The organism is Ancylobacter sp. VNQ12, assembly GCF_049445835.1.
In the GTDB taxonomy this organism is placed as follows: Bacteria; Pseudomonadota; Alphaproteobacteria; order Rhizobiales; family Xanthobacteraceae; genus Ancylobacter.
This window is the reverse complement of record NZ_JBMSDU010000003.1, coordinates 27874-47023: the sequence shown is the minus strand read 5'-3', so window position 1 is coordinate 47023 and position 19150 is coordinate 27874. Positions and strand designations below refer to the sequence as shown.

Annotated in this window: 18 protein-coding genes; 13 read left to right on the top strand and 5 right to left on the bottom strand. The window is 67.2% G+C overall.

Annotation, left to right across the window (positions count from 1 at the left end; genetic code table 11):
- Positions 1-128: 128 nt before the first annotated feature.
- The 5 genes from ACO2RV_RS06800 (at position 129) to ACO2RV_RS06780 (ending at position 4612) form a co-directional block, all read left to right on the top strand.
- Positions 129-707, top strand: a complete 579-nt coding sequence (locus ACO2RV_RS06800) for an HdeD family acid-resistance protein (protein WP_423291157.1) — start codon at positions 129-131, stop codon at positions 705-707.
- 10 nt (positions 708-717) lie between these two features.
- Positions 718-1905, top strand: coding sequence for an OpgC family protein (locus tag ACO2RV_RS06795; protein ID WP_423291155.1), 1188 nt, complete (start codon positions 718-720; stop codon positions 1903-1905).
- 93 nt (positions 1906-1998) lie between these two features.
- A complete protein-coding gene (locus ACO2RV_RS06790) occupies positions 1999-2718 on the top strand; it encodes an SGNH/GDSL hydrolase family protein (protein WP_423291153.1) in 720 nt (239 codons plus the stop codon).
- Between the two features lies 1 nt (position 2719).
- On the top strand, positions 2720-3553 hold the full coding sequence (locus ACO2RV_RS06785; protein WP_423291151.1) for an SGNH/GDSL hydrolase family protein: 834 nt from the start codon (positions 2720-2722) through the stop codon (positions 3551-3553).
- Positions 3554-3706: 153 nt separating this feature from the next.
- Positions 3707-4612: a cation diffusion facilitator family transporter gene (locus tag ACO2RV_RS06780; protein ID WP_423291149.1), complete on the top strand. Its 906-nt coding sequence runs from the start codon at positions 3707-3709 to the stop codon at positions 4610-4612.
- Positions 4613-4645: 33 nt separating this feature from the next.
- On the opposite strand, the gene ACO2RV_RS06775 is transcribed toward ACO2RV_RS06780, so the two are convergent.
- Positions 4646-4930, bottom strand: coding sequence for a hypothetical protein (locus ACO2RV_RS06775; protein ID WP_423291147.1), 285 nt, complete (start codon positions 4928-4930; stop codon positions 4646-4648).
- Positions 4931-5087: 157 nt separating this feature from the next.
- On the opposite strand from ACO2RV_RS06775, the gene prmB reads away from it, so the two are divergent.
- Both prmB and blaOXA read left to right on the top strand, forming a co-directional pair.
- Positions 5088-6029: a 50S ribosomal protein L3 N(5)-glutamine methyltransferase gene (gene prmB / locus ACO2RV_RS06770; protein ID WP_423291145.1), complete on the top strand. Its 942-nt coding sequence runs from the start codon at positions 5088-5090 to the stop codon at positions 6027-6029.
- Between the two features lie 109 nt (positions 6030-6138).
- The gene (gene blaOXA / locus ACO2RV_RS06765) at positions 6139-6945 is read left to right on the top strand and encodes a class D beta-lactamase (RefSeq protein WP_423291143.1); all 807 of its coding nucleotides are present in this window, start codon (positions 6139-6141) and stop codon (positions 6943-6945) included.
- Positions 6946-6952: 7 nt separating this feature from the next.
- Here blaOXA and ACO2RV_RS06760 read toward each other — a convergent pair whose 3' ends face one another.
- Positions 6953-7969, bottom strand: coding sequence for an alpha/beta hydrolase family protein (locus ACO2RV_RS06760; protein ID WP_423291141.1), 1017 nt, complete (start codon positions 7967-7969; stop codon positions 6953-6955).
- A 70-nt stretch (positions 7970-8039) separates the two neighbouring features.
- Complete coding sequence (locus ACO2RV_RS06755) at positions 8040-9266, bottom strand: lytic murein transglycosylase (RefSeq protein ID WP_423291139.1); 1227 nt, start codon at positions 9264-9266, stop codon at positions 8040-8042.
- Between the two features lie 119 nt (positions 9267-9385).
- Here ACO2RV_RS06755 and ACO2RV_RS06750 point away from each other — a divergent pair, with 119 nt between their 5' ends.
- Positions 9386-10447 carry a patatin-like phospholipase family protein gene (locus tag ACO2RV_RS06750; protein WP_423291137.1) on the top strand — a complete coding sequence of 354 codons (1062 nt, stop codon included), beginning with the start codon at positions 9386-9388 and terminating at the stop codon, positions 10445-10447.
- A gap of 8 nt (positions 10448-10455) precedes the next feature.
- Here the strand turns inward: ACO2RV_RS06750 and tam are convergent, their stop codons facing one another.
- Positions 10456-11232 carry a trans-aconitate 2-methyltransferase gene (tam, locus tag ACO2RV_RS06745; protein ID WP_423291135.1) on the bottom strand — a complete coding sequence of 259 codons (777 nt, stop codon included), beginning with the start codon at positions 11230-11232 and terminating at the stop codon, positions 10456-10458.
- 206 nt (positions 11233-11438) lie between these two features.
- On the opposite strand from tam, the gene ACO2RV_RS06740 reads away from it, so the two are divergent.
- Positions 11439-12050, top strand: coding sequence for a glycoside hydrolase family 19 protein (locus ACO2RV_RS06740; RefSeq protein WP_423291133.1), 612 nt, complete (start codon positions 11439-11441; stop codon positions 12048-12050).
- 56 nt (positions 12051-12106) lie between these two features.
- Here the strand turns inward: ACO2RV_RS06740 and ettA are convergent, their stop codons facing one another.
- A complete protein-coding gene (gene ettA, locus ACO2RV_RS06735) occupies positions 12107-13762 on the bottom strand; it encodes an energy-dependent translational throttle protein EttA (RefSeq protein WP_423291131.1) in 1656 nt (551 codons plus the stop codon).
- 274 nt (positions 13763-14036) lie between these two features.
- Here ettA and ACO2RV_RS06730 point away from each other — a divergent pair, with 274 nt between their 5' ends.
- From ACO2RV_RS06730 to ACO2RV_RS06715, 4 genes are all read left to right on the top strand, one after another.
- A complete protein-coding gene (locus tag ACO2RV_RS06730) occupies positions 14037-14996 on the top strand; it encodes a diguanylate cyclase (RefSeq protein ID WP_423291129.1) in 960 nt (319 codons plus the stop codon).
- A 151-nt stretch (positions 14997-15147) separates the two neighbouring features.
- Positions 15148-15927 (top strand): trehalose-phosphatase, encoded by a 780-nt coding sequence (otsB, locus tag ACO2RV_RS06725; protein WP_423291127.1) that lies wholly within the window; start codon positions 15148-15150, stop codon positions 15925-15927.
- Entirely contained in the window at positions 15924-17720 is a 1797-nt protein-coding gene (locus tag ACO2RV_RS06720; protein ID WP_423291125.1) for a glycoside hydrolase family 15 protein, read from the top strand. The genes otsB and ACO2RV_RS06720 overlap by 4 nt, the downstream gene beginning before the upstream one ends.
- Positions 17705-19111, top strand: coding sequence for an alpha,alpha-trehalose-phosphate synthase (UDP-forming) (locus tag ACO2RV_RS06715; RefSeq protein WP_423291554.1), 1407 nt, complete (start codon positions 17705-17707; stop codon positions 19109-19111). Before ACO2RV_RS06720 ends, ACO2RV_RS06715 begins: the two co-directional genes overlap by 16 nt.
- The last annotated feature ends 39 nt before the right edge of the window (positions 19112-19150 follow it).

Genomic DNA, 19150 nt, shown 5'->3' with positions numbered 1-19150 from the left:
CGCGATTACGGTGGACGCCCGACCACCTTACCATGGGCCGCTTGCCGAATGGCGAGTCGCTGGAACTCCGGAAGCGGGAATGCGTTACCGCGGCGCCGGCGTGGCGCACATTGCATGAGGATCGATCCATGTCTTTGCCAACCGATTCCTTGACCCCGACGCCGGGCCGCGTGCTTGCCGGCCACCTCGGCGAGCTTCGCGCCAAATGGGGCTGGTTCGTCGCCCTCGGCCTGCTGATGATCATCGCCGGCGCCATCGCGCTCGGCAATCTCGTGCTGAGCACCGTCGCCACGGTGCTCTATATCGGGGTGATGATGGCCGTCACCGGCGGCGCGCAGATCATCCACGCCTTCCAGGTCAAGGGGTGGGGCGCCTTCTCCTTCTGGCTGCTGGACGGCCTGCTGTTCCTCATCGCCGGTGTGTTCGCCATCGTGCTGCCGCTCGTGGCGGCGGAATTCCTCACGCTGTTCCTCGGCGTGTCGCTGATCGTCGGCGGCGTGTTCCGCCTCATCGCAGCCTTCAAGCTGCGTCCGGCCACCGGCTGGGGCTGGATTGCCTTCTCCGCCGTCATCGCCATCCTGCTGGGCATCGAGATCATCGCCGGCTGGCCGGTGAGCGGCCTGTGGGTGCTCGGCCTGCTGCTCGGCATCGACCTGATCTTCAACGGCATTGCTGTGCTGTTCCTCGGCTTCGGGCTGAAGAAATGAGCCCGGCGCGGTGAAGCCGGCTGCCGCCGTTTCGGCGGAGATGTCTGCGGAGCTGGCCGAAAGGCCGGCCCCGCCCACGACCTCCGGCCGCGACCTGCGGCTCGACCTGTTCCGCGGCCTGGCGCTGTGGTTCATCTTCCTCAACCACGTGCCCAACAACGTGGTGAACTGGATCACCAACCGGAACTTCGGCTTTTCCGACGCCACCGAGATCTTCGTCTTCATCTCCGGCTACACCGCCGCCATGGTCTATGGCCGGCAGATGGAGACGAATGGCGCGATCGTCACCTCCGCCCGCATCCTGCGTCGGGCGTGGCAGCTCTACGTCGCCTTCATCTTCCTGTTCGTCATCTACCTCGCCGAGATTTCGTACATCGTCGGCAGCTTCGCCAACCCGCTCTATGCGGAGGAGATGGGCGCGCTGCAGTTTCTCTCCGAGCCCGACGTGGCGCTGGTGCAGGCGCTGCTGCTGAAGTTCCGCCCGGCCAACATGGACGTGCTGCCGCTTTACATCGTGCTGCTGGCGACGTTCCCGCCGATCCTGTGGGCGCTGAAGAGGCGCGCCGACCTGACGCTGGCGGCTTCCGTCCTGCTCTGGCTGTTCGCCACCACCACCGGCTTCAACCTGCAGGCCTATCCGGACGACCGGATGTGGTTCTTCAATCCCTTCGCCTGGCAGGTGCTGTTCGTGTTCGGCGGCTGGTGCGGGCTGGGCGGCGGCGACCGGCTGTCCGGGCTCATCCAGTCGCCGCTGGTGCTGGCGGTGTCGGCGCTCTATCTCGTCATCTCGCTGCTGGTGGTCATCAGCTGGTGGTGGCCCCCGCTCGACGGCATCGTGCCGCCTTTCATCGCCGAGATCATCTACCCGATCAGCAAGACCGACCTCTCGGTCCTGCGCCTGGCGCATTTCCTCGCGCTGGCGGTGGTGGTGGTGCGACTGGTGCCGGTCGATCTTCCGGTGCTGCGCGCGACGCTGCTGCGGCCGATGATCCTGTGCGGCCAGCACTCGCTGGAAGTCTTCTGTTTCGGCGTCTTCCTTTCTTTTGCCGCACATTTCGTGCTCAACGAGATCAGCGGCACGCTGACCATGCAGTTCGTGGTGAGCGTGACCGGCATCGTACTTATGGTCACCCTGTCCTCATTGCTTTCGTGGTATGGTCGCGTCGAGCGCGAGCTTGCCGCGCGAAAATATGGTTGATCGTCGCGGTTCGCTGTGAAACGCTGGCTCGTTGGGTTCTTTCTCGCGTTGGCCTTGGCTGGCGGCCCTGCCGCTCATGCCGAGGGTACGTCCGTGTGCGCGGCGCCTTCCGAGCTGACCCGAGCCGGTTTCGCCTTGCCGCGTCTGGCGAAATCGCTGGCGGCCAGGACCCCTACCACCATCCTCGTGCTGAACAGCTCCGCCCTCGGCAAGAAGCCGCCGGCCAGTTCTGTCGTCAAGCCGGGCGCCAAGTCCGCCGCGGAGAAGGACGCGACTCCGCGCAGCTTTCCGAGCTTCATCGAGGAGACGCTGCGCGCCCGCTATCCCGAGGGCGGCATCGTGCTGACCACGCGGAACCAGCCGCGCGCCACCGCCGAGACCATCCTCGCCGGCCTGCCGCGCATGCTGGACGAGACCCGCCCGGCGCTGATGATCTGGCAGACCGGCACCTATGACGCCATTCTGGGCGCCGACACCTCCGCCTTCTCCGACGCGGTGAATACCGGCATCGACTTCGCCCATGACGCGGGCGCCGACGTGATCATCGTCAGCCCGCAATACAGCCCGCGCACCGCCTTCGCCTTCGACGTCGCGCCCTACACCAATGCGCTGCGCTGGACCGCGCGCTCCAGCGGCGTGCCGTTCTTCGATCGCTACGACATCATGCGGTTCTGGGAGGACGAAGGCATCTTCGACCTCGAGGCCGCACGTCCCTCCCCCTCGCTCTTCGAGGACGTCCATCGCTGCATCGGCCGGCTTCTGGTCGGCATGATCGTCGATGGCGTCAACATTCGCACCGCCGGTTCCCCCTGACATGCGCCACCCGACCTTCGTGCTCGCCACACTGCTGAGCCTTGCCTGCACCCTGCCCGCCAGCGCGCAGGGCCTTGTTCCCAATGCCTGCCCGGCCCCGAAGGTCGCGGCGAAGCTGACTGCCCCGCTCGCCCGGACGGCGGCGCGACTGCGCGCCGGCGAGCCGGTGGTGATCGTGGCGATCGGTTCCTCCTCCACCGCCGGCGCCGGCGCCACGAGCCGGGCGGCGAGCTATCCCAGCCGGCTCGAGGACACATTGCGCCAACGCTTCCCCGGCGCGGACATCACCGTGGTCAATGCCGGCGCCAACGGGCAGGACGCGCCGGAGATGCTGGCCCGCTTCGACCGCGACGTCGCCGCCCACAGTCCGACGCTGGTGATCTGGCAGGCCGGCGTGAACGCGCTGTTCCGCGCCGACGGCCTCGCCACAGCCGAGGGACAGCTGCGCGAGGCGATCGCCCGCGTGCGGGCGCTGGACGCCGACCTCGTGCTGGTCGATCCGCAATATTCCCCGCGCGTGCTGGCCGATGACGACACCAGCCCGATGATCCGGCTGATCGACGCGGTGGCGAAAGAGGAAGGCGTCGACGTCTATCACCGCTTCGCGCTGATGCGCGACTGGCACGAGGGCGCCAGCCTGCCGTTCGATGCTTTCCTCGCCAAGGACAGCTTCCACATGAACGACTGGAGCTATGACTGCTTCGCGCGCGATCTCGGCCGGGCCATGGTCGCCAACATCGATTCGCAGCAGCGCGCCGCAGACCTGACGCCCTCGGCCAAGTCGGCCAGGTCGGCGGCGACACCGGCGCCCGTTCCCGCCAGCGCCACGCCGTAGGCCGGCGCGCCGGAACGCGCGGCGCCATGAGGCCTTCCCCGCAACATTCGTCGCGGAACGCGGGCACGGAAGATCGTCGGGCTTGCAAGACGGCTCCGCCTTCCTGCACGGTGTGGTTCATGTGCGAACACACAGCGGGCACTCGGTAAACTGATGGTGGATTCCGCCTCGATCGCGCGCGAGCGCTCCATGCTCCTCGGCGCGATCTCCGACTTCGTGCTGGGCCTGCTCTTCCTCGCCGTGGCGATCTGGGCGAACTCGCTCATGATGCTGGCGGAGGTGGTGCGCGGCTATATCCTGCTCGCGCTCGAACTCGTGCTGCTGGTGCTGCTGCGCCGGATCCAGCGCGGCCAGTTCCACGACTTCGACTATGGCGCGGGCAAGCTGGAGCAGTTCGCCAATGCCGGCCTCGGCACGGCGATGGGGCTTGCCGGCGCGTCGATCGCCGTCGCGGCGAGCTATCGCTGGTGGCACCCGCCGGAACAGGCGGAACTCGGCCTGATGGCCGCCGTCGTGCTGAGCGCGGTCAATCTCGGCCAGAACGCCCTCGTCCTGCGCTCGCTGTGGAAGGCCGGCAGCGACGGTTCATCGGTCATCATTACCGGGCAGGTGCGCACCCGCCTCGCCAAGCTGATCTCCTCGGCGATCGTGCTGCTCGCCCTGCTGACCAACGCGCTGTTCAGCGGCTCCGGCATCGGGCTGATCGCCGAAGTCGCCGGCTCGGTATTCGTGGCCGTGGTCATGCTTCAGCTCGCCGTGTCGATGTGGAAGCAGGCGCTTCCCTCGCTGCTGGACCGTGCGCTGGAGGAGCGCCAGCAGATCCTCATCAACCGGGCGCTCGTCACCCATTTCGACGTCTATGACACCCTCGCCTCGGTGCGCTCGCGGCTGTCGGGCAACACGCCCTATATCGACATCGAGCTCGGCTTTGCCGCGGGGCGGACGATGGCCGACGTTCAGGCGGCGGTGGACCGCGTGGCCGGGGAGATCGCCGCGCTGCTGCCGGGCGCTTCCGTCACCGTCGTGCCCAGGCTCCAGGCCGACCCGCACGCGGCCTAAACGCGCCGCCACCGCGAGCGGGGCTTTCCGGGATCAGTCCTCGCCCTTGTCGGAGAAGGCGCCGCCGAAGCGCTTCATCACCGCCTCGCGGGCGGCGAGGACGCGGCGCTCGTAATCCTCCGCCATCGGCTCGGTGAGCACGCTTTCCAGCCCCGCCAGCAGCGCCCAGAGCGCGGGGATCTCCGCCTCGTCCTCTATGAAGTCGAGCAGCGCCTCGCCATCGGCATCGTCCACGGTGCGCGACAGGAACTCGAACAGCACGACCGCCACGGAACGGTCGATGACAAGGGTGACTTCGTCGTTCGCCGGCTGGCCCATTCGCATTCCTCTCGATGTCGCGTCTCATTCCTATCGATCCATGACGTGACGATTACAAGCGGGGCCCGCCGCCGGCGCACCAGCCCTACGCCTGCCGGACAGCTTGCTTTCGCGCGCGCGCCGTGCTGACCCTCATCGGCAAGAGGGAGACGGGCAGATGACGGCAGCCGACGAACTGAGGACGGTGCGGGATTTCGTGCGTTACGCGGTGAGTCGCTTCAACGCGGCGAACCTGTCCTTCGGCCACGGCACGACGAGTGCGCTGGACGAGGCCGCCTTCATCATGCTGGAGGGCCTGCATCTGCCGGTGGACGACCTCTCGCCCTGGCTCGACGCCCGGCTGACGCGGGCCGAGCGCGACCACCTCACCGACCTGATAGACCGCCGCTGCCTCACCCGCGAACCCGCCGCCTATCTCCTGGGCCGCACCTATATCCGCTCGGTGCCGTTCAAGAGCGACCGCCGCGCCATCGTGCCGCGCTCCTTCATCGGCGAACTGATGGCCAGCGACCTGTTCGGCGGCGCCGGCTTCTCGCTGATCGAGGACCCCGAGGCGGTGGGCCGCGTGCTGGATCTGTGCACCGGCTCCGGCTGCCTCGCCATCCTCGCGGCGATGTTCTTCCCCAATGCGCAGGTCGACGCGGTCGACATTTCCGCAAGCGCGCTCTCGCTGGCGGCGGAAAACGTCGCCGAGCACGAGATGGGCGACCGCATTACCCTGATCGAGGGCGACCTGTTCGGCCCGCTGACAGGCCGGCTCTACGACCTCATCATCACCAACCCGCCCTATGTCGACGCCGAGGCGATGGCCTCGCTGCCGCCGGAATACCGCCACGAGCCGACGCTCGCCTTCGACGGAGGACCCGACGGGCTCGACATCGTGCGACGCATCCTCAATCAGGCGCCCGCCCACCTGACCGGGCGCGGCGGCATCATCTGCGAGATCGGCACCGGCAAGGAAATACTCGAAGCCGAATATCCCGACCTGCCCTTCCTCTGGCTCGACACCGAGGACAGCGAGGGCGAAGTATTCTGGCTCACCGCCCGCGACCTCGGCGCGGGCAAGGACCTGCGGGTCATCAGCCGCATGCCGCGCTGAGAGTACCGGGCGGCGGCCGCAGCGGCGGTGGATTGACCCGCCGCTGCCAGATTGTCGCCATGCCGGGCTGATGGGTTGTCGGCCCCGCATCAGCCGCGAGCCCGCACCCATGTTCCCGCGCATTGCCGCCGCTCTCTTTGTTCTTGGCCTCGTCCCGGCCGCCGCGCAGGCGGAGACGCTGTGCACCGTCTTCGCCGAGGCGGCGAGCGGCAAGGTGCTGGCGCAGGAGGGCACCGGCTGCGAAGCGCGCGTGACGCCAGCCTCGACCTTCAAGATCCCCCTCGCGCTGATGGGCTATGATGCCGGCATCCTCATCAACGCGACCCAACCGAGCTGGCCATTCAAGCCCGGCCATGCCGCCTGGCGCGAGGAGTGGAAGCGCGACACCGACCCGACCTGGTGGATGAAAGAATCCGTGGTCTGGTACTCGCAGGAGATCACCACCAAGCTCGGCACCCCGCGCTTCAAGCACTATGTCGACGGCTTCGGCTATGGCAACGCGGACATTTCCGGCGACAAGGGCCGGCATAACGGGCTGACCAATGCCTGGCTCAGTTCCTCGCTCACCATCTCGCCGCTGGAGCAGGTCGCCTTCCTCGGCCGGATGCTGAACGGCAGGCTGCCTGTCTCCGCCCATGCGGTGACAATGACCGCCGCGATCACCCGCGTCCCCGACACCACGAATGGCTGGGAAGTGCACGGCAAGACCGGCATGGGCTTCGCGCTCGACAAGGCCGGCAAGCCGGTGCGCGGCAAGCCCTATGGCTGGTTCGTCGGCTGGGCCACCAAGGACGGGCGGACCATCACCTTCGCCCGCCTCGACCGCGACGCCACTCGGCAGGAGACCCCGACCAGCTGGCGGGCGCGGGACGCGATGCTCGCGGAACTGCCGGGGCGGCTCGACACCGTTAAATAGGGCGCGCTCAGGCGATTGTCTGGCGCAGCGCCTGCCGCGCGAGCGCGACCACATGTGCCTGCACGGCGCACCGGTCGACGCCCGGCGGATCCTGCCACAGCTCGGGCATCTCGACCCGCCCACGCGCCGTGCCCTCGGCGAGAAAGACATAATGTCCGACCTCCTCGCCGAGCGGCTCGACCCGCACGCGCGGCAGGTGCGCGGCGAGCCAGCCGACGCATTCCGGCGCCGGCGCCTCGTGATCGGCACCACCCACCGCCAGCATGACGGGTAGATCGATGGTGGCGAGGCTTTCCGGAGTGAAGCCGCGCACGGTCGGCGCGGGAGCGCAGGCGAAGACGGCCCGCACGCGCCGATCAAGATAATTGGCGGACTGGCGCTGCCATGAGGCGCGGAACACCTCGCTACTCTCCAACAGCGGCTCGATGTGGTCAGGGAGGTGGGGAAACTCGCGCGGACCCTCGCCCATATTCCGGTGACGCGCCCACGCCAGGAAGCGCGGCATCTCGGTGATCGCTCCGGCCAGCGCCAGCGCCGCATGGCCGCCGAGCGAGAAGCCGGCAACGCTCACTTGCCCGGCATCGAGCCGACCGGCAAAGGGGCCTTCCACCAGTAGCCTGTCGAGCGCCACGGTGAGATCACGCGGGCGCTCCCACCAGCACAGGAAGCCCTCGGCACGATAAGGCTCGCTGGCGGTGTTGCCATGATGGTCAACGCCGACCACCAGATGGCCGGCCCGCGCGAGCCCCTGCGCCAGCCAGCCGAGGCCGGCGGCGGTGCCGCCGGTGCCATGCGAGAGCAAAACGACCGGAAACGGCCGTTCCTGCCGCGCCAGCGGCGCCTCGCGGGCGACATCGCCCATGACGAAGAGCGGGGCATCCGGCGGCAGTTCCACTCGCCGCTCCACCGCCTCCGACATGGCGGGATACCAGGCGGACCAGCGGATCGGGCGTGGACCGTCATCGTCCCAGTCGCGCCGCGTGGGATCGTCCAGCACGCCCTGACGGAACCCGACCTTGAACATGAATGCTCCCGCAGCTTGTCCCAGCCGAGCGAAGAGCAACCTAAAGCGGACGAATATTCAATCCGTGCTCTCACCCGCCGCGCTTCATGTGCTCCAGCACCTGCGCGTCGGGCCAGCAGTCGAGGTTGAGCCCGTTCGCCTTCTGGTAGGCGCCGAGCGCGGCGCGGGTCTTCATGCCGGCCTTGCCGTCGATCTTGTCGGCATAGAAGCCGTCGCGGGTCAGCACCTTCTGCATGAATTCGAGATCGCGCGTCTTCACCAGCGCGATGTCCTTCCACCCTTGCGCGAAGGGGCGGTCATCCTCGATGCGGTCGGCGAGGTGGCCGACATAGAGCACGTAGAGATCCGCGAAATTGTAGCTCTTGAGCACGAAATAGTTCGCCGGCGTCAGGAAGGCGGGGCCGAACGGGCCGGCGGGCATGATGATCGAGGCCGGGTCCTTCATCGCCGCAGGCGGAATACGCCGGCCGTCCGCCACCTTCACCCCGCGCTTGAGCCATTCGCTGATCGGCGCGCTGGCGTCGGGCTCGGCCTGCGTACAGTCGAAGCCGGCCGGCACGGTGATCTCATAGGCCCAGCGCCTGCCGCCCTGCCAACCCTTCTCCTTGAGAAGACTGGCCGTCGCCGCCAGCGCCTCGGGCACCGAGGCCCAGATATTGGCCGTGCCGTCGCCGTCGAGGTCGACACCGTAAGAGAGATAGCCGGTGGGCATGAACTGGGTGAGGCCCATGGCCCCGGCCCACGAGCTCTTCATCTGCGCGCGCGTGACGTGGCCGTCGTCGAGAATCTTCAGCGCGGCGAGGAATTCGGGCAGGAACTCGTCCTTGCGCCGGCCGACATAGGCCTGCGTCGCCACCACGCGCAGCGCGTCATAATTGAGCTTTGCCCCGCCGAAGGAGGTCTCGCGCGCCCAGATGGCCAACAGGATAGGGCCGGGCACGCCGAAGCGCTTCTCGATGGCGGCAAGCTCGCTTCCGTACTGCGCCGCCAGTTTGCGCCCGCGCGCGGCATAGTTTGCGATCGCCTTGTCGGAGACATAGGCCGCCGGTGTCTGCACGAACTCGGCCTGCGCATCCGGTTTCCTCGGCTTGCCGGGAATGGCGAGGTCGGGCAGCGAATAGTCCGGCTCCAACCCGCGCGTCTCGCGCTCGAAGGCGGCGCGGGAAATGCCCATGGCCTGCGCCGCCGGCCATTGCGCAGCCAGCCAGCGGTCGAAGGCGGCATCGGCGAGGGCGGTTCCGGAAAGGGGAACAGCGCTCAGGGCGAGAAAGACAAGACCCGTCAGAAGACGTCGCATACTCCGGACATAGCCGAATCGGCGGACGATGAGAACCTCTCCGAGAACAGGCCGAGCCGCTTCCCAGCTATCGCCGGGTGTGAAACCATGGCGCCATCACCAGCGTGAGACCTCCCCACATGCTCAGACGTCGCGACCTGCTCGCCGCCGGCACCACGGCCGTCCTTGCCGCCTCCACCGGCGTTTCCCTGGCCCAGCAAGCGGCACCCGCAGTTGCTCCAACGAGCACGGAGGGATGGGATGACGGCCTCGCCCACCCGATCCCCTACCAGCCGCAGCTCGGCGCGGGGAAAGAGCGCGGCCTGGTTCTCGGCGGCGGCGGCATCTACCTCGCCTCGTGGATGGCGGGCTATTTCCACGCGCTGAAGTCCAAGGGCGTCGACATGTCCACCGCCGACATCGTGGTCGGAACGTCCGCCGGCTCGCTGATCGGCGCGCTGCTGACCGGCGGCCATCTGTGGCGCTTCGGTGCCGAGCTCGACTTCTTCGTCGAGTTCCCCAAGATCTTCACCATGATCGTGCCGACCATGGCGCCCAATCCCAGCCAGTTGCGCGCGCGAGGGATCGCCGACACCGCCGTTTCCGCCGATCCCGCCACCATCCAGGCGATCGGCCGCGCCGCCATGGCGGCCCGCAACAGCGACGGACCCAGCGACTATTTCAACGCGGTGAAGCGGGTCATCGGCGAGGAGAAATGGCCCTCGCCCAAGCTGCACACCACCGCGAACGACTGCTACACGGGCGAACGCATCGTGGTGTCCGCCGACGATGGCATCGAGGTGAACCACGCCTGCGCAGCGAGTTCCTCGCTGCCGGGCTCGATGGGCCCAACCTGGCTCGGAAACCGCCTGTGCATGGATGGCGGCATCTGCCAGACCAGCACGCATTCCGACGTGGTGGCCGGCGTGAAGAAGGCGCTGATCATCTCGCTGACCGATGGTGGCGCGGACGCCTCCAAGGTGGGGCTGCGCACCTCCAGCCTGCCCAACACGCTGCAGCAGGAGGTCGCCGACCTCAAGGCGCAGGGCACGCAGGTCATCCTCAAGGTAGTGGGGCTGATGCCCGGCGCCACCCGTATCGACAGCATCATGGACCCGAAATGGATCGGCCCATGCCTGAAGAACGGCAATGAGCGCGGTCTCGCGGATGCCGACGAGATGAAGAGTTTCTGGGGCGCCTGAAACGCCCCTCACCGCACCGCGAGGATGAACAGGCGCGGGAAGCGCAGCAGCACCTTGCCGTCCACGCGCGCGGGATAGGCCTGCGCGATGCGGGCAGTGTAGTCGGTGATGAAGGCGGCGCGCTCGGCCTCGTCCAGCGGCGCCAGATAGGGCCGCAGCGCGGTCGACCTGAACCAGTCGACGATGGCCGGCGCCCCCGCCAGCGGGTGGTTATAGTCGCTGTGCCAGATGTCGACATGCCGGGCGTGCGGCCTGAGCAGGTCGTAATAGGCACCGACCGAAGGCAGCACATCGCGCGCCGCGCCGGCGAGCTTGGCCGCCCATGGGCCGCTGGCGGCGGTCTCCGCCATCAGCCGGTGCGAGGGCTCCTCGACATTGTCGGGCATCTGCACCGCCAGCACGCCGCCCTCCGGCAGCGCCTTGAGCAGGCGGACCAGCACGGCGGGATGGTCCGGCACCCACTGGAACACGGCATTGCCGAAGATGAGGTCGGTGCCGGCCGGCGGCGCCCATTTCGCCACATCCGCCACCTCGAAGCGGGCGGCAGGCAGCCGCTCGGTCGCCTGCGTCACCATGCTGGGCGAGGAATCGATGCCGATCACCTCGGCGTCCGGCCAGCGCCGCGCCAGCAATTCGGTCGAGTTGCCCGGCCCGCAGCCGACATCGACCACGCGGCGCGCCTGCGCCAGCGGCACCTGCGCGAGCAGATCGCGCGGCGGACGGGTGCGCTCGTCCTCGAACGTCAAATAGAGCTTCGGGCTCCAGTCCTCGGAAGTGGTGCGCATGGGATGACCGGATTGCCGCCTGGGGCTGGCAACATGCCGCAGGCACGCGCCGCTGCCAACCCATCACGCCCTGTCGTCACCGCCCACGGAGATCCGCGTGCCGCACCGGTGGCGGCGCCAGAAATACACCCATAGATTGCATAATGCAGCTTCCAATATCCACATCGTAAGATATGGTCGCGATCTTATCGCAATCGGAGGTTGAAATGCCGCTCAATCGCGACTTCTTCTTTTATCAGGTCGGCCTTCACCTCTTCGGCGGTGCGCTGAAGCCCTCGCAGCGGAGCGGCCTGTCCGCCATGCTGGACGAATGGGACATAAACCACGCCAGCAAAGACGATCGCTGGTTGGCCTATATGCTGGCGACGACCCATCACGAGACCGATCGGCAGATGAGACCGATCAACGAATACGGATCGGATGAACGGTTTCGCCGCCTCTATGACATCACGGGCGAGCGGCCGATCCTGGCCAAAAAGATGGAAAACACCACCCCGGGCGACGGCGTTAAATACCACGGACGCGGCTTCGTGCAGCTGACCTGGAAGCTGAACTATCGTACCGCCGGCCAGAAGCTGGGCCTCGGCACTCGGTTAGTCGACAATCCCGATCTGGCGCTGGATCCGGCCATCGCGACGCGGATCCTGTTCGCCGGCATGATCGACGGCTGGTTCACCGGCCGCAAGCTGGGCGACCACTTCGCGGGAACCAGGGGCGACTGGGTCAATGCCCGCCGCATCATAAACGGCCTCGACAAGGCTCAGCTGATCGCCGACTACGGCAACCGCTATTACGCGGCCCTGAGCTACACGACCTGAGGCAGGCCAGGGCCGCGACAGCGCGGAGCGGCGAACCTGCCGCCCCGCCCTTCACGTCAGCGCATCAGCTTCTTGTGCTTCATCCGGTGCGGGATGATCTCGTCGACGCCGAGGCGGCGCTTCTTGTCTTCCTCATAGTCGTGGAAGTTGCCCTCGAACCACTCGACATGGCCATCGCCCTCAAAGGCGAGCATGTGGGTGGCGATGCGGTCGAGAAAGAAGCGGTCATGCGAGATAATGACCGCGCAGCCAGCGAAGTCTTCCAGCGCCTCTTCCAGGGCGCGCAGCGTCTCGACGTCAAGGTCGTTGGTCGGCTCGTCGAGCAGCAGCACGTTGGCGCCCTGCTGGAGAATGCGGGCGAGGTGCACACGATTGCGCTCACCACCCGAGAGCATGCCGACCTTCTTCTGCTGGTCGCCGCCCTTGAAGTTGAAGGCACCGCAATAGGCGCGCGAATTGATCTCGCGCTTGCCGAGATAGAGGATTTCGTTGCCGCCGGAGATTTCCTCCCAGACGGTCTTCTTGTCGTCCAGCGCATCGCGGTTCTGGTCGACATAGCCGAGCTGCACGCTGTCGCCGATCTTGATCTCGCCGGCATCCGGCTTTTCCAGCCCGTTGATCATGCGGAACAGCGTGGTCTTGCCCGCACCATTCGGGCCGATGACGCCGACAATGCCGCCCGGCGGCAGCTTGAAGGAGAGATCGTCGATCAGCAGCTTGTCGCCGAACGACTTGGTAAGGCCGTTGAATTCGATGACGTTATTGCCGAGTCGCTCCGACACCGGAATGACGATTTGGGCGGTGGTGGGCGCCTTCTCCGACGCCTTCTTCACCAGCTCGTCATAGCGCTGGATACGGGCCTTGTTCTTGGCCTGACGGGCCTTCGGGGAGGCCCCCATCCACTCCGCCTCGGAGGCGATCGCGCGCTGGCGGGCCTCGTCCTCGCGGTTTTCCTGCGCCATGCGCTTGGCCTTCTGCGACAGCCACGAGGAATAGTTGCCCTCATAGGGGATGCCGCGACCGCGATCGAGTTCGAGAATCCAGCCGGTCACATTGTCGAGGAAGTAGCGGTCATGGGTGACGATGAGGATCGCGCCCGGATAGTTGCGCAGATGGCCTTCCAGCCAGTTGGTGGTCTCGGCGTCGAGATGGTTGGTCGGTTCGTCGAGCAGCAGCAGTTCCGGCTGCGAGAGCAGGAGCTGGCACATCGCGACGCGGCGGCGCTCACCGCCCGAGAGGCTGGCGACGTCGGAGCCCTCTTCGGGGCAACCGAGCGCGTCCATTGCCTGGTCGACCTTGCTGTCGAGATCCCACAGGCCCTGCGCCTCGATCTGGTCCTGCAGGGCCGTCATCTCGTCCGCGGTCTCGTCCGAGTAGTTCATGGCGAGTTCGTTGTAGCGGTCGAGAATGCCCTTCTGCTTGGCGACGCCGAGCATGACGTTCTCGCGCACCGACAGGGTCGGATCGAGCAGCGGCTCCTGCGGCAGGTAGCCGACGCGCGCACCTTCCGCGACCCAGGCCTCGCCGGAGAAATCCTTGTCGATGCCGGCCATGATCTTGAGCAGCGTCGACTTGCCCGAGCCGTTGGGGCCGAGGATGCCGATCTTGGCCGTCGGGTAGAAGGAGAGGTGCACGTTGTCGAGCACCTTCTTGCCACCCGGATAGGCCTTGGACATGCCGTGCATGTGATAGACGTACTGATACGAAGCCATGTGCCAGATCCTGCGCCTGCGGCGCGTAGTGGGCGCGCGGCGCGGCGCCGCCGCGCTACGCCCTCGAAGCCGATGAGAATGGGTCGGGCGCTATGTAAACCGCGCGCCCGCGAGCGGCAAGGTCTCGCGCTGCGCGACGGGGCCAATCGGGCATCGCGATGCCCAGACTATGCCCGCGCCGTTCGGGCGGTTACGTATTGTGGTATGTCAGAACGGGAGTTCCGGATCAGTTGCATACCGGCAGGCGCCCACTCTTGTCGATTGGCTCGGTCGCATGCTCTCGTATATTTCGGCGGACATCATCCGCCACGTCTATCTGAACTTCCCGGTCGCGACCTGCCTCATAGGACGCACCGGCCTATTCATCGCGGCCAACCGCGAATATGCGCGCCTGCTCGGGGAGCCGGAGGGCGGCGTGGTCGGTCGGCACTTCCGCGACCTGTGCGGCGAAGCCCTCTATCAACAAGTGGTGCGTGACTTCGCGACCGTCGATGCGGGCGGCTGCGTGCCGAACAAGGAGTTCGGCTTCGGCGGGCGAACCTTCATCGTGGCGATACGCCCCCTCACCGAGCCGAGCCGGCAGCGGGTCTTCGCCCTGTGCATCGTACTGACCGACATCACCGAGCAGAAGACGCTCGAACAGCGGCTCGAACTTGCCAACGAACAGCTCAGCGCCGTCAACCGCCAGTTGGAGGAGGCCGCGCGCATCGACCCGGTCACCGGGCTGTGGAACCGGCGTGCGCTGGAGGAACTGCTACCGCGCGAGATCGCCCGCAGCCGGCGGGATGGCACGCCGCTTTCAGTGCTGATGGTCGATATCGACTACTTCAAGAAGTACAATGACCACTACGGCCATCTCGCGGGCGACATCGCCCTGCGCTCGGTGGCCCAGGCGATGGAGGAAGCGCTGCACCGGCCGGGCGACTTGATCGCCCGCTATGGCGGCGAGGAATTCCTCGTGGTGCTGCCGACCACCGATGCGGCGGCGGCGCTGCAGGTCGCCGACCATCTCCGAAGCGCGGTCGCCGCGCGCGCTATCGCCGACGCGACCAGCCATCTCGGCCGGGTGACCATCAGCATCGGCGTGGCGAGCCTGAACGGGGTGGTGCCCGATGCCGATGTCGAGACCGTCCGCACCGCCCTGGTGCACGGTGCGGATCAGGCCCTCTACGCGGTGAAGTCGGAAGGCCGCGACGGCATCCGGCTCCACGCCGAGGCGCTTCCCACGCCGTAGCGACCGGCCGGCCGGGACTGTTCGGGCGCCGTCAGAGATTTCTTGTCGGGGGTATTGGAACGCCATCTCGAGATAGGCGTTGTCGAGGGCATGGGAGACATATCCCTACTTAGATACCTCAAAGCTACACGCAAAGGCATCAAAGATCGGCATGGTGACAGCAAGGACCGCAGCAGGTGACCGCCTGCAACCTCTGCCGCGAGCCGACTGGGCGCTCTTTCTCGATATTGACGGCACCCTGATCGAGCATGCCGACCATCCCGAAGGCGTCTCCATTCCGGACCATCTCCCCGACGTGCTGACGCGCCTCCAGTTCGCCCTGGACGGCGCGGTCGCACTGGTTTCCGGGCGGACGATCGACTGGATGGACAAGCGCTTCGCACCGGCGCGGCTCCCCGCTTCCGGTCAGCACGGCGCCGAGATCCGGCTCGCGCCCGACGCGCCTTCCGTGCCGATACCGACGCCGACATGGCGCCGGCCTCTGGAAGAGGCGCTGGAGCGCGAGCTGGCCGCCTGGCCGGGCGTGTTCATCGAGCACAAGCCGCTCTCGCTCGCCGTGCATTTCCGCGCGGTGGCGTCGTCCGGCGAGGCCATCATGGCCAAGGTGATCGAACTCGGCAGCGGCCTCGACGGCAGCGTCGAATTCCTCAAGGGCCGCTTCGTCATCGAGGTCCGGCAGGGCGGGCACGACAAGGGCACGGCGGTGGCCCAGTTCATGAACACCGCGCTGTTCACCGGCCGCAAGCCGGTCTTCCTCGGCGACGACGTCACCGACGAGGACGGCTTCCGCGCCGCGCGGGCCGCTGGCGGGCTTGCCGTCGCCGTCGGCCCGCGCGCCACCCAGCAGGCGGATTTCCGCCTCGACACGCCGGAAGAGGTGCGCCATTGGCTCGCCGGCATCCCCGAGCTTTTGGAGCGCGTCGGCTCGTGAGCGCCAATCTCAATCTCGCCGCCATCGGCAATTCGACCATCGCCGCGCTGATCGACCCGAGGGGCCGCATCAGCTGGTGCTGCTGGCCGCGCATCGACGGCGACCCGATCTTCTCCTCGCTGCTCGGCGGGACCGAGCCGGAATCCGGCTTCTTCGACGTCGTGCTCGACGGCGAGGTGAAGGCGACGCGGCGCTACCAGATCAACACCGCCATCATCGAGACCATTCTCGAGAACGAGGCCGGCGCGAAGCTGCGCATCACCGACTTCGCGCCGCGCTTCAAGCTCTATGACCGCATCTACCGCCCCGCCATGCTGGTGCGGCGGATCGAGCCGCTCAGTGGCACCTGCCGCGTCACCATCCGCCTGCGCCCCCATTTCAAATGGGGCGAGCAGCGCCCCAGCCCGGTGCGCGGGTCCAACCACATGCGCTTCGCCGGCGACGACTTCACCCTGCGCGCCACCACCGATCTGCCCATCGTCTATGTCAGCGAGGAGCGCCCCTTCGTGCTCGGCAAGGCGGCGACAATCGTGCTCGGTCCGGACGAGCCCTTCGCCTCCAGCCTCGCCGATACCGCGCGCGGCTTTGAGGAGAAGACGCGCGACTACTGGTGGGAATGGGTGCGCTACCTCTCCATTCCCTTCGAATGGCAGAACGAGGTGATCCGCGCCGCCATCTCGCTGAAGCTGTGCGCCTATGAGGAGACCGGCGGCATCGTCGCCGCGCTCACCACCTCGATCCCCGAGGCGCCGCACTCCATCCGCAACTGGGACTATCGGCACTGCTGGCTGCGCGACAGCTATTTCACCGTGCGCGCGCTGAACCTGCTCGGCGCCACCCGCACGATGGAAGACTATATCCGCTACCTCACCACGGTGATCGCCTCGGACCCCTCCGGGCGGCTGGCGCCGGTCTATTCCATCGTGCCCGGCACGCCATTGGAGGAGCGCTTCGCCCCCGCGCTGGCCGGCTTTTCCGGCATGGGACCGGTGCGCGTGGGCAACCAGGCCGCCGAGCAGGTGCAGAATGACGGCTATGGCCACGTCATCCTCGCCGCGGCGCAGATGTTCTTTGACGCCAGGCTGCCCAATCGCGGCGATACGGCGCTGTTCAACCTGCTGGAGGGCGTCGGCGCGAAGGCGTTCGACTATGCGTTCGAGCCCGATGCCGGGCTGTGGGAGCTACGCGGCAAGAAGCGCGTCCACACCTTCTCGGCGGTGATGAGCTGGGCCGCCTGCGACCGGCTCGCCCGCATTGCCCGCGTGCTGCAACTACCCGACCGCGTGCAGTTCTGGCTCGACCGCCGCAACGAGATCCGTGCCCGCATCCTCACCTTCGCCTGGAGCGAGAAGCTGGGCAGCTTCGTCGACGCGGATGTGGACGGGCAGCTCGATGCCAGCCTGCTGCTGTTGGCCGAGCTCGGCTTCGTGCGGCCCGACGACCCGCGCTATGTCGCCACCGTCGACGCCATCGGCCGCGAGCTGAAGCGCAACGGCTATCTCATGCGCTACGCCGGCGAGGATGATTTCGGCCTGCCGGAAACCTCCTTCACCATCTGCTCGTTCTGGTACGCGGGCGCGCTCGACCTGATCGGACGGCGCGACGAAGCGCGCGAGATGTTCACCAGCCTGCTCGACCGGCGCAACGAGGCCGGCCTGCTGTCGGAGGACATCGACAACCAGACACTCGAACTGTGGGGCAACATTCCACAGACCTACTCGATGGTCGGCCTGATCGACACGGCCATGCGTCTGTCGAAGACATGGGAGGAAGCGTTCTGGCGAGGCTCGTAATTGTATCCAACCGGGTGGCGTCCCCTCGGGAGCGCGCCGCCAAGGCCGGCGGTCTCGCCGTGGCCCTGCGCGAGGCGCTCAGCCAGCGCGGCGGGCTTTGGTTCGGCTGGAGCGGGGAGACCCAGGTCGGCGCCGCCGCCAAGCCGAAGATCTTCCGTTCCGGCCGCGTGACCTACGCGCTGCAGGACCTCGATCCCGACGACCAGCGCGCGCATTACGCCGGCTACGCCAACGGCACGCTGTGGCCGCTCTGCCATTACCGGCTCGGTTCACTCTCGTTCCGCCGCTCCGACTGGGAGGGCTACCGGCGCGTCAACGAGCATTTCGCCCGCTCGCTGCTGCCGCTCCTGAAACCGGACGACATCGTCTGGGTGCATGACTACCATTTCATTCCGCTGGCGGCGGAACTGCGCAAGCTCGGCTTCATGGGGCGGGTCGGCTATTTCCACCATATTCCGTGGCCGACGCCCGAGGTGTTCCTCAGCCTGCCCTCGCACGCCGCGCTGGTGAACGACCTCTCGCATTACGACCTGGTCGGGCTACAGACAGAGCACGATGTGCGCGCGCTGCTGACCTACATCTCGTCCGAGGCGCGCGGCTGGATCGCGCCCGCCGGGGTGGTGGGCCTGCGCGAGCGGCGCTTCCGTGTCGCCGCCTTCCCGATCGGCATCGATGCCGAGGCCTTCGTGCAGGACGCGGCGGCCTCTGTCGGCAGCGAGGAGGAGGCAAGGCTCGCCTCCAGCCTCGCCGGACGCACGCTGGCGGTCGGCGTTGACCGGCTCGACTATTCCAAGGGCCTGCCGAACAAGTTCGCCGCCTTCGGCGAATTGCTGAAGCACTATCCCGAGCACCGGTCGCAGGTAACGCTGATGCAGATCGCCCCGCTCTCGCGCGGCGAGGTCGCCGAGTATCGGGCGCTGCGACGCGAACTGGAGGAACTGGGCGGGGCGATCAACGGCGAATATGCCGAGTTCGACTGGGTGCCGCTGCGCTACCTCAACCGGCCCTTCCCGCGCGCGACGCTGGCGGCGATCTACCGCATGGCGCGGCTCGGGGTGGTGACGCCGCTGCGCGACGGGATGAATCTCGTCGCCAAGGAATATGTCGCCGCGCAGGACCCCCGCGATCCCGGCGTGCTCATCCTCTCGCGCTTCGCGGGAGCCGCCGACGAGCTGACCGGCGCGCTGATGGTCAATCCCTATGACGCCGAGGGCATGGCGGATGCGTTCAACACCGCGCTGACCATGCCCATCGAAGAGCGGCGCGAGCGTTGGCGTACAAACATGGATCGGGTGGAGACCAACACGATTCACCGTTGGTGCGAACGCTTCATCGCTGATCTCTCACATTCGGTTGAAGATTTCGGCGAAGCGGTTGAATCTAGGCTCTGACGGTTAGGCATCTGCGACGCGTCGACCGGAGCGTGGAGA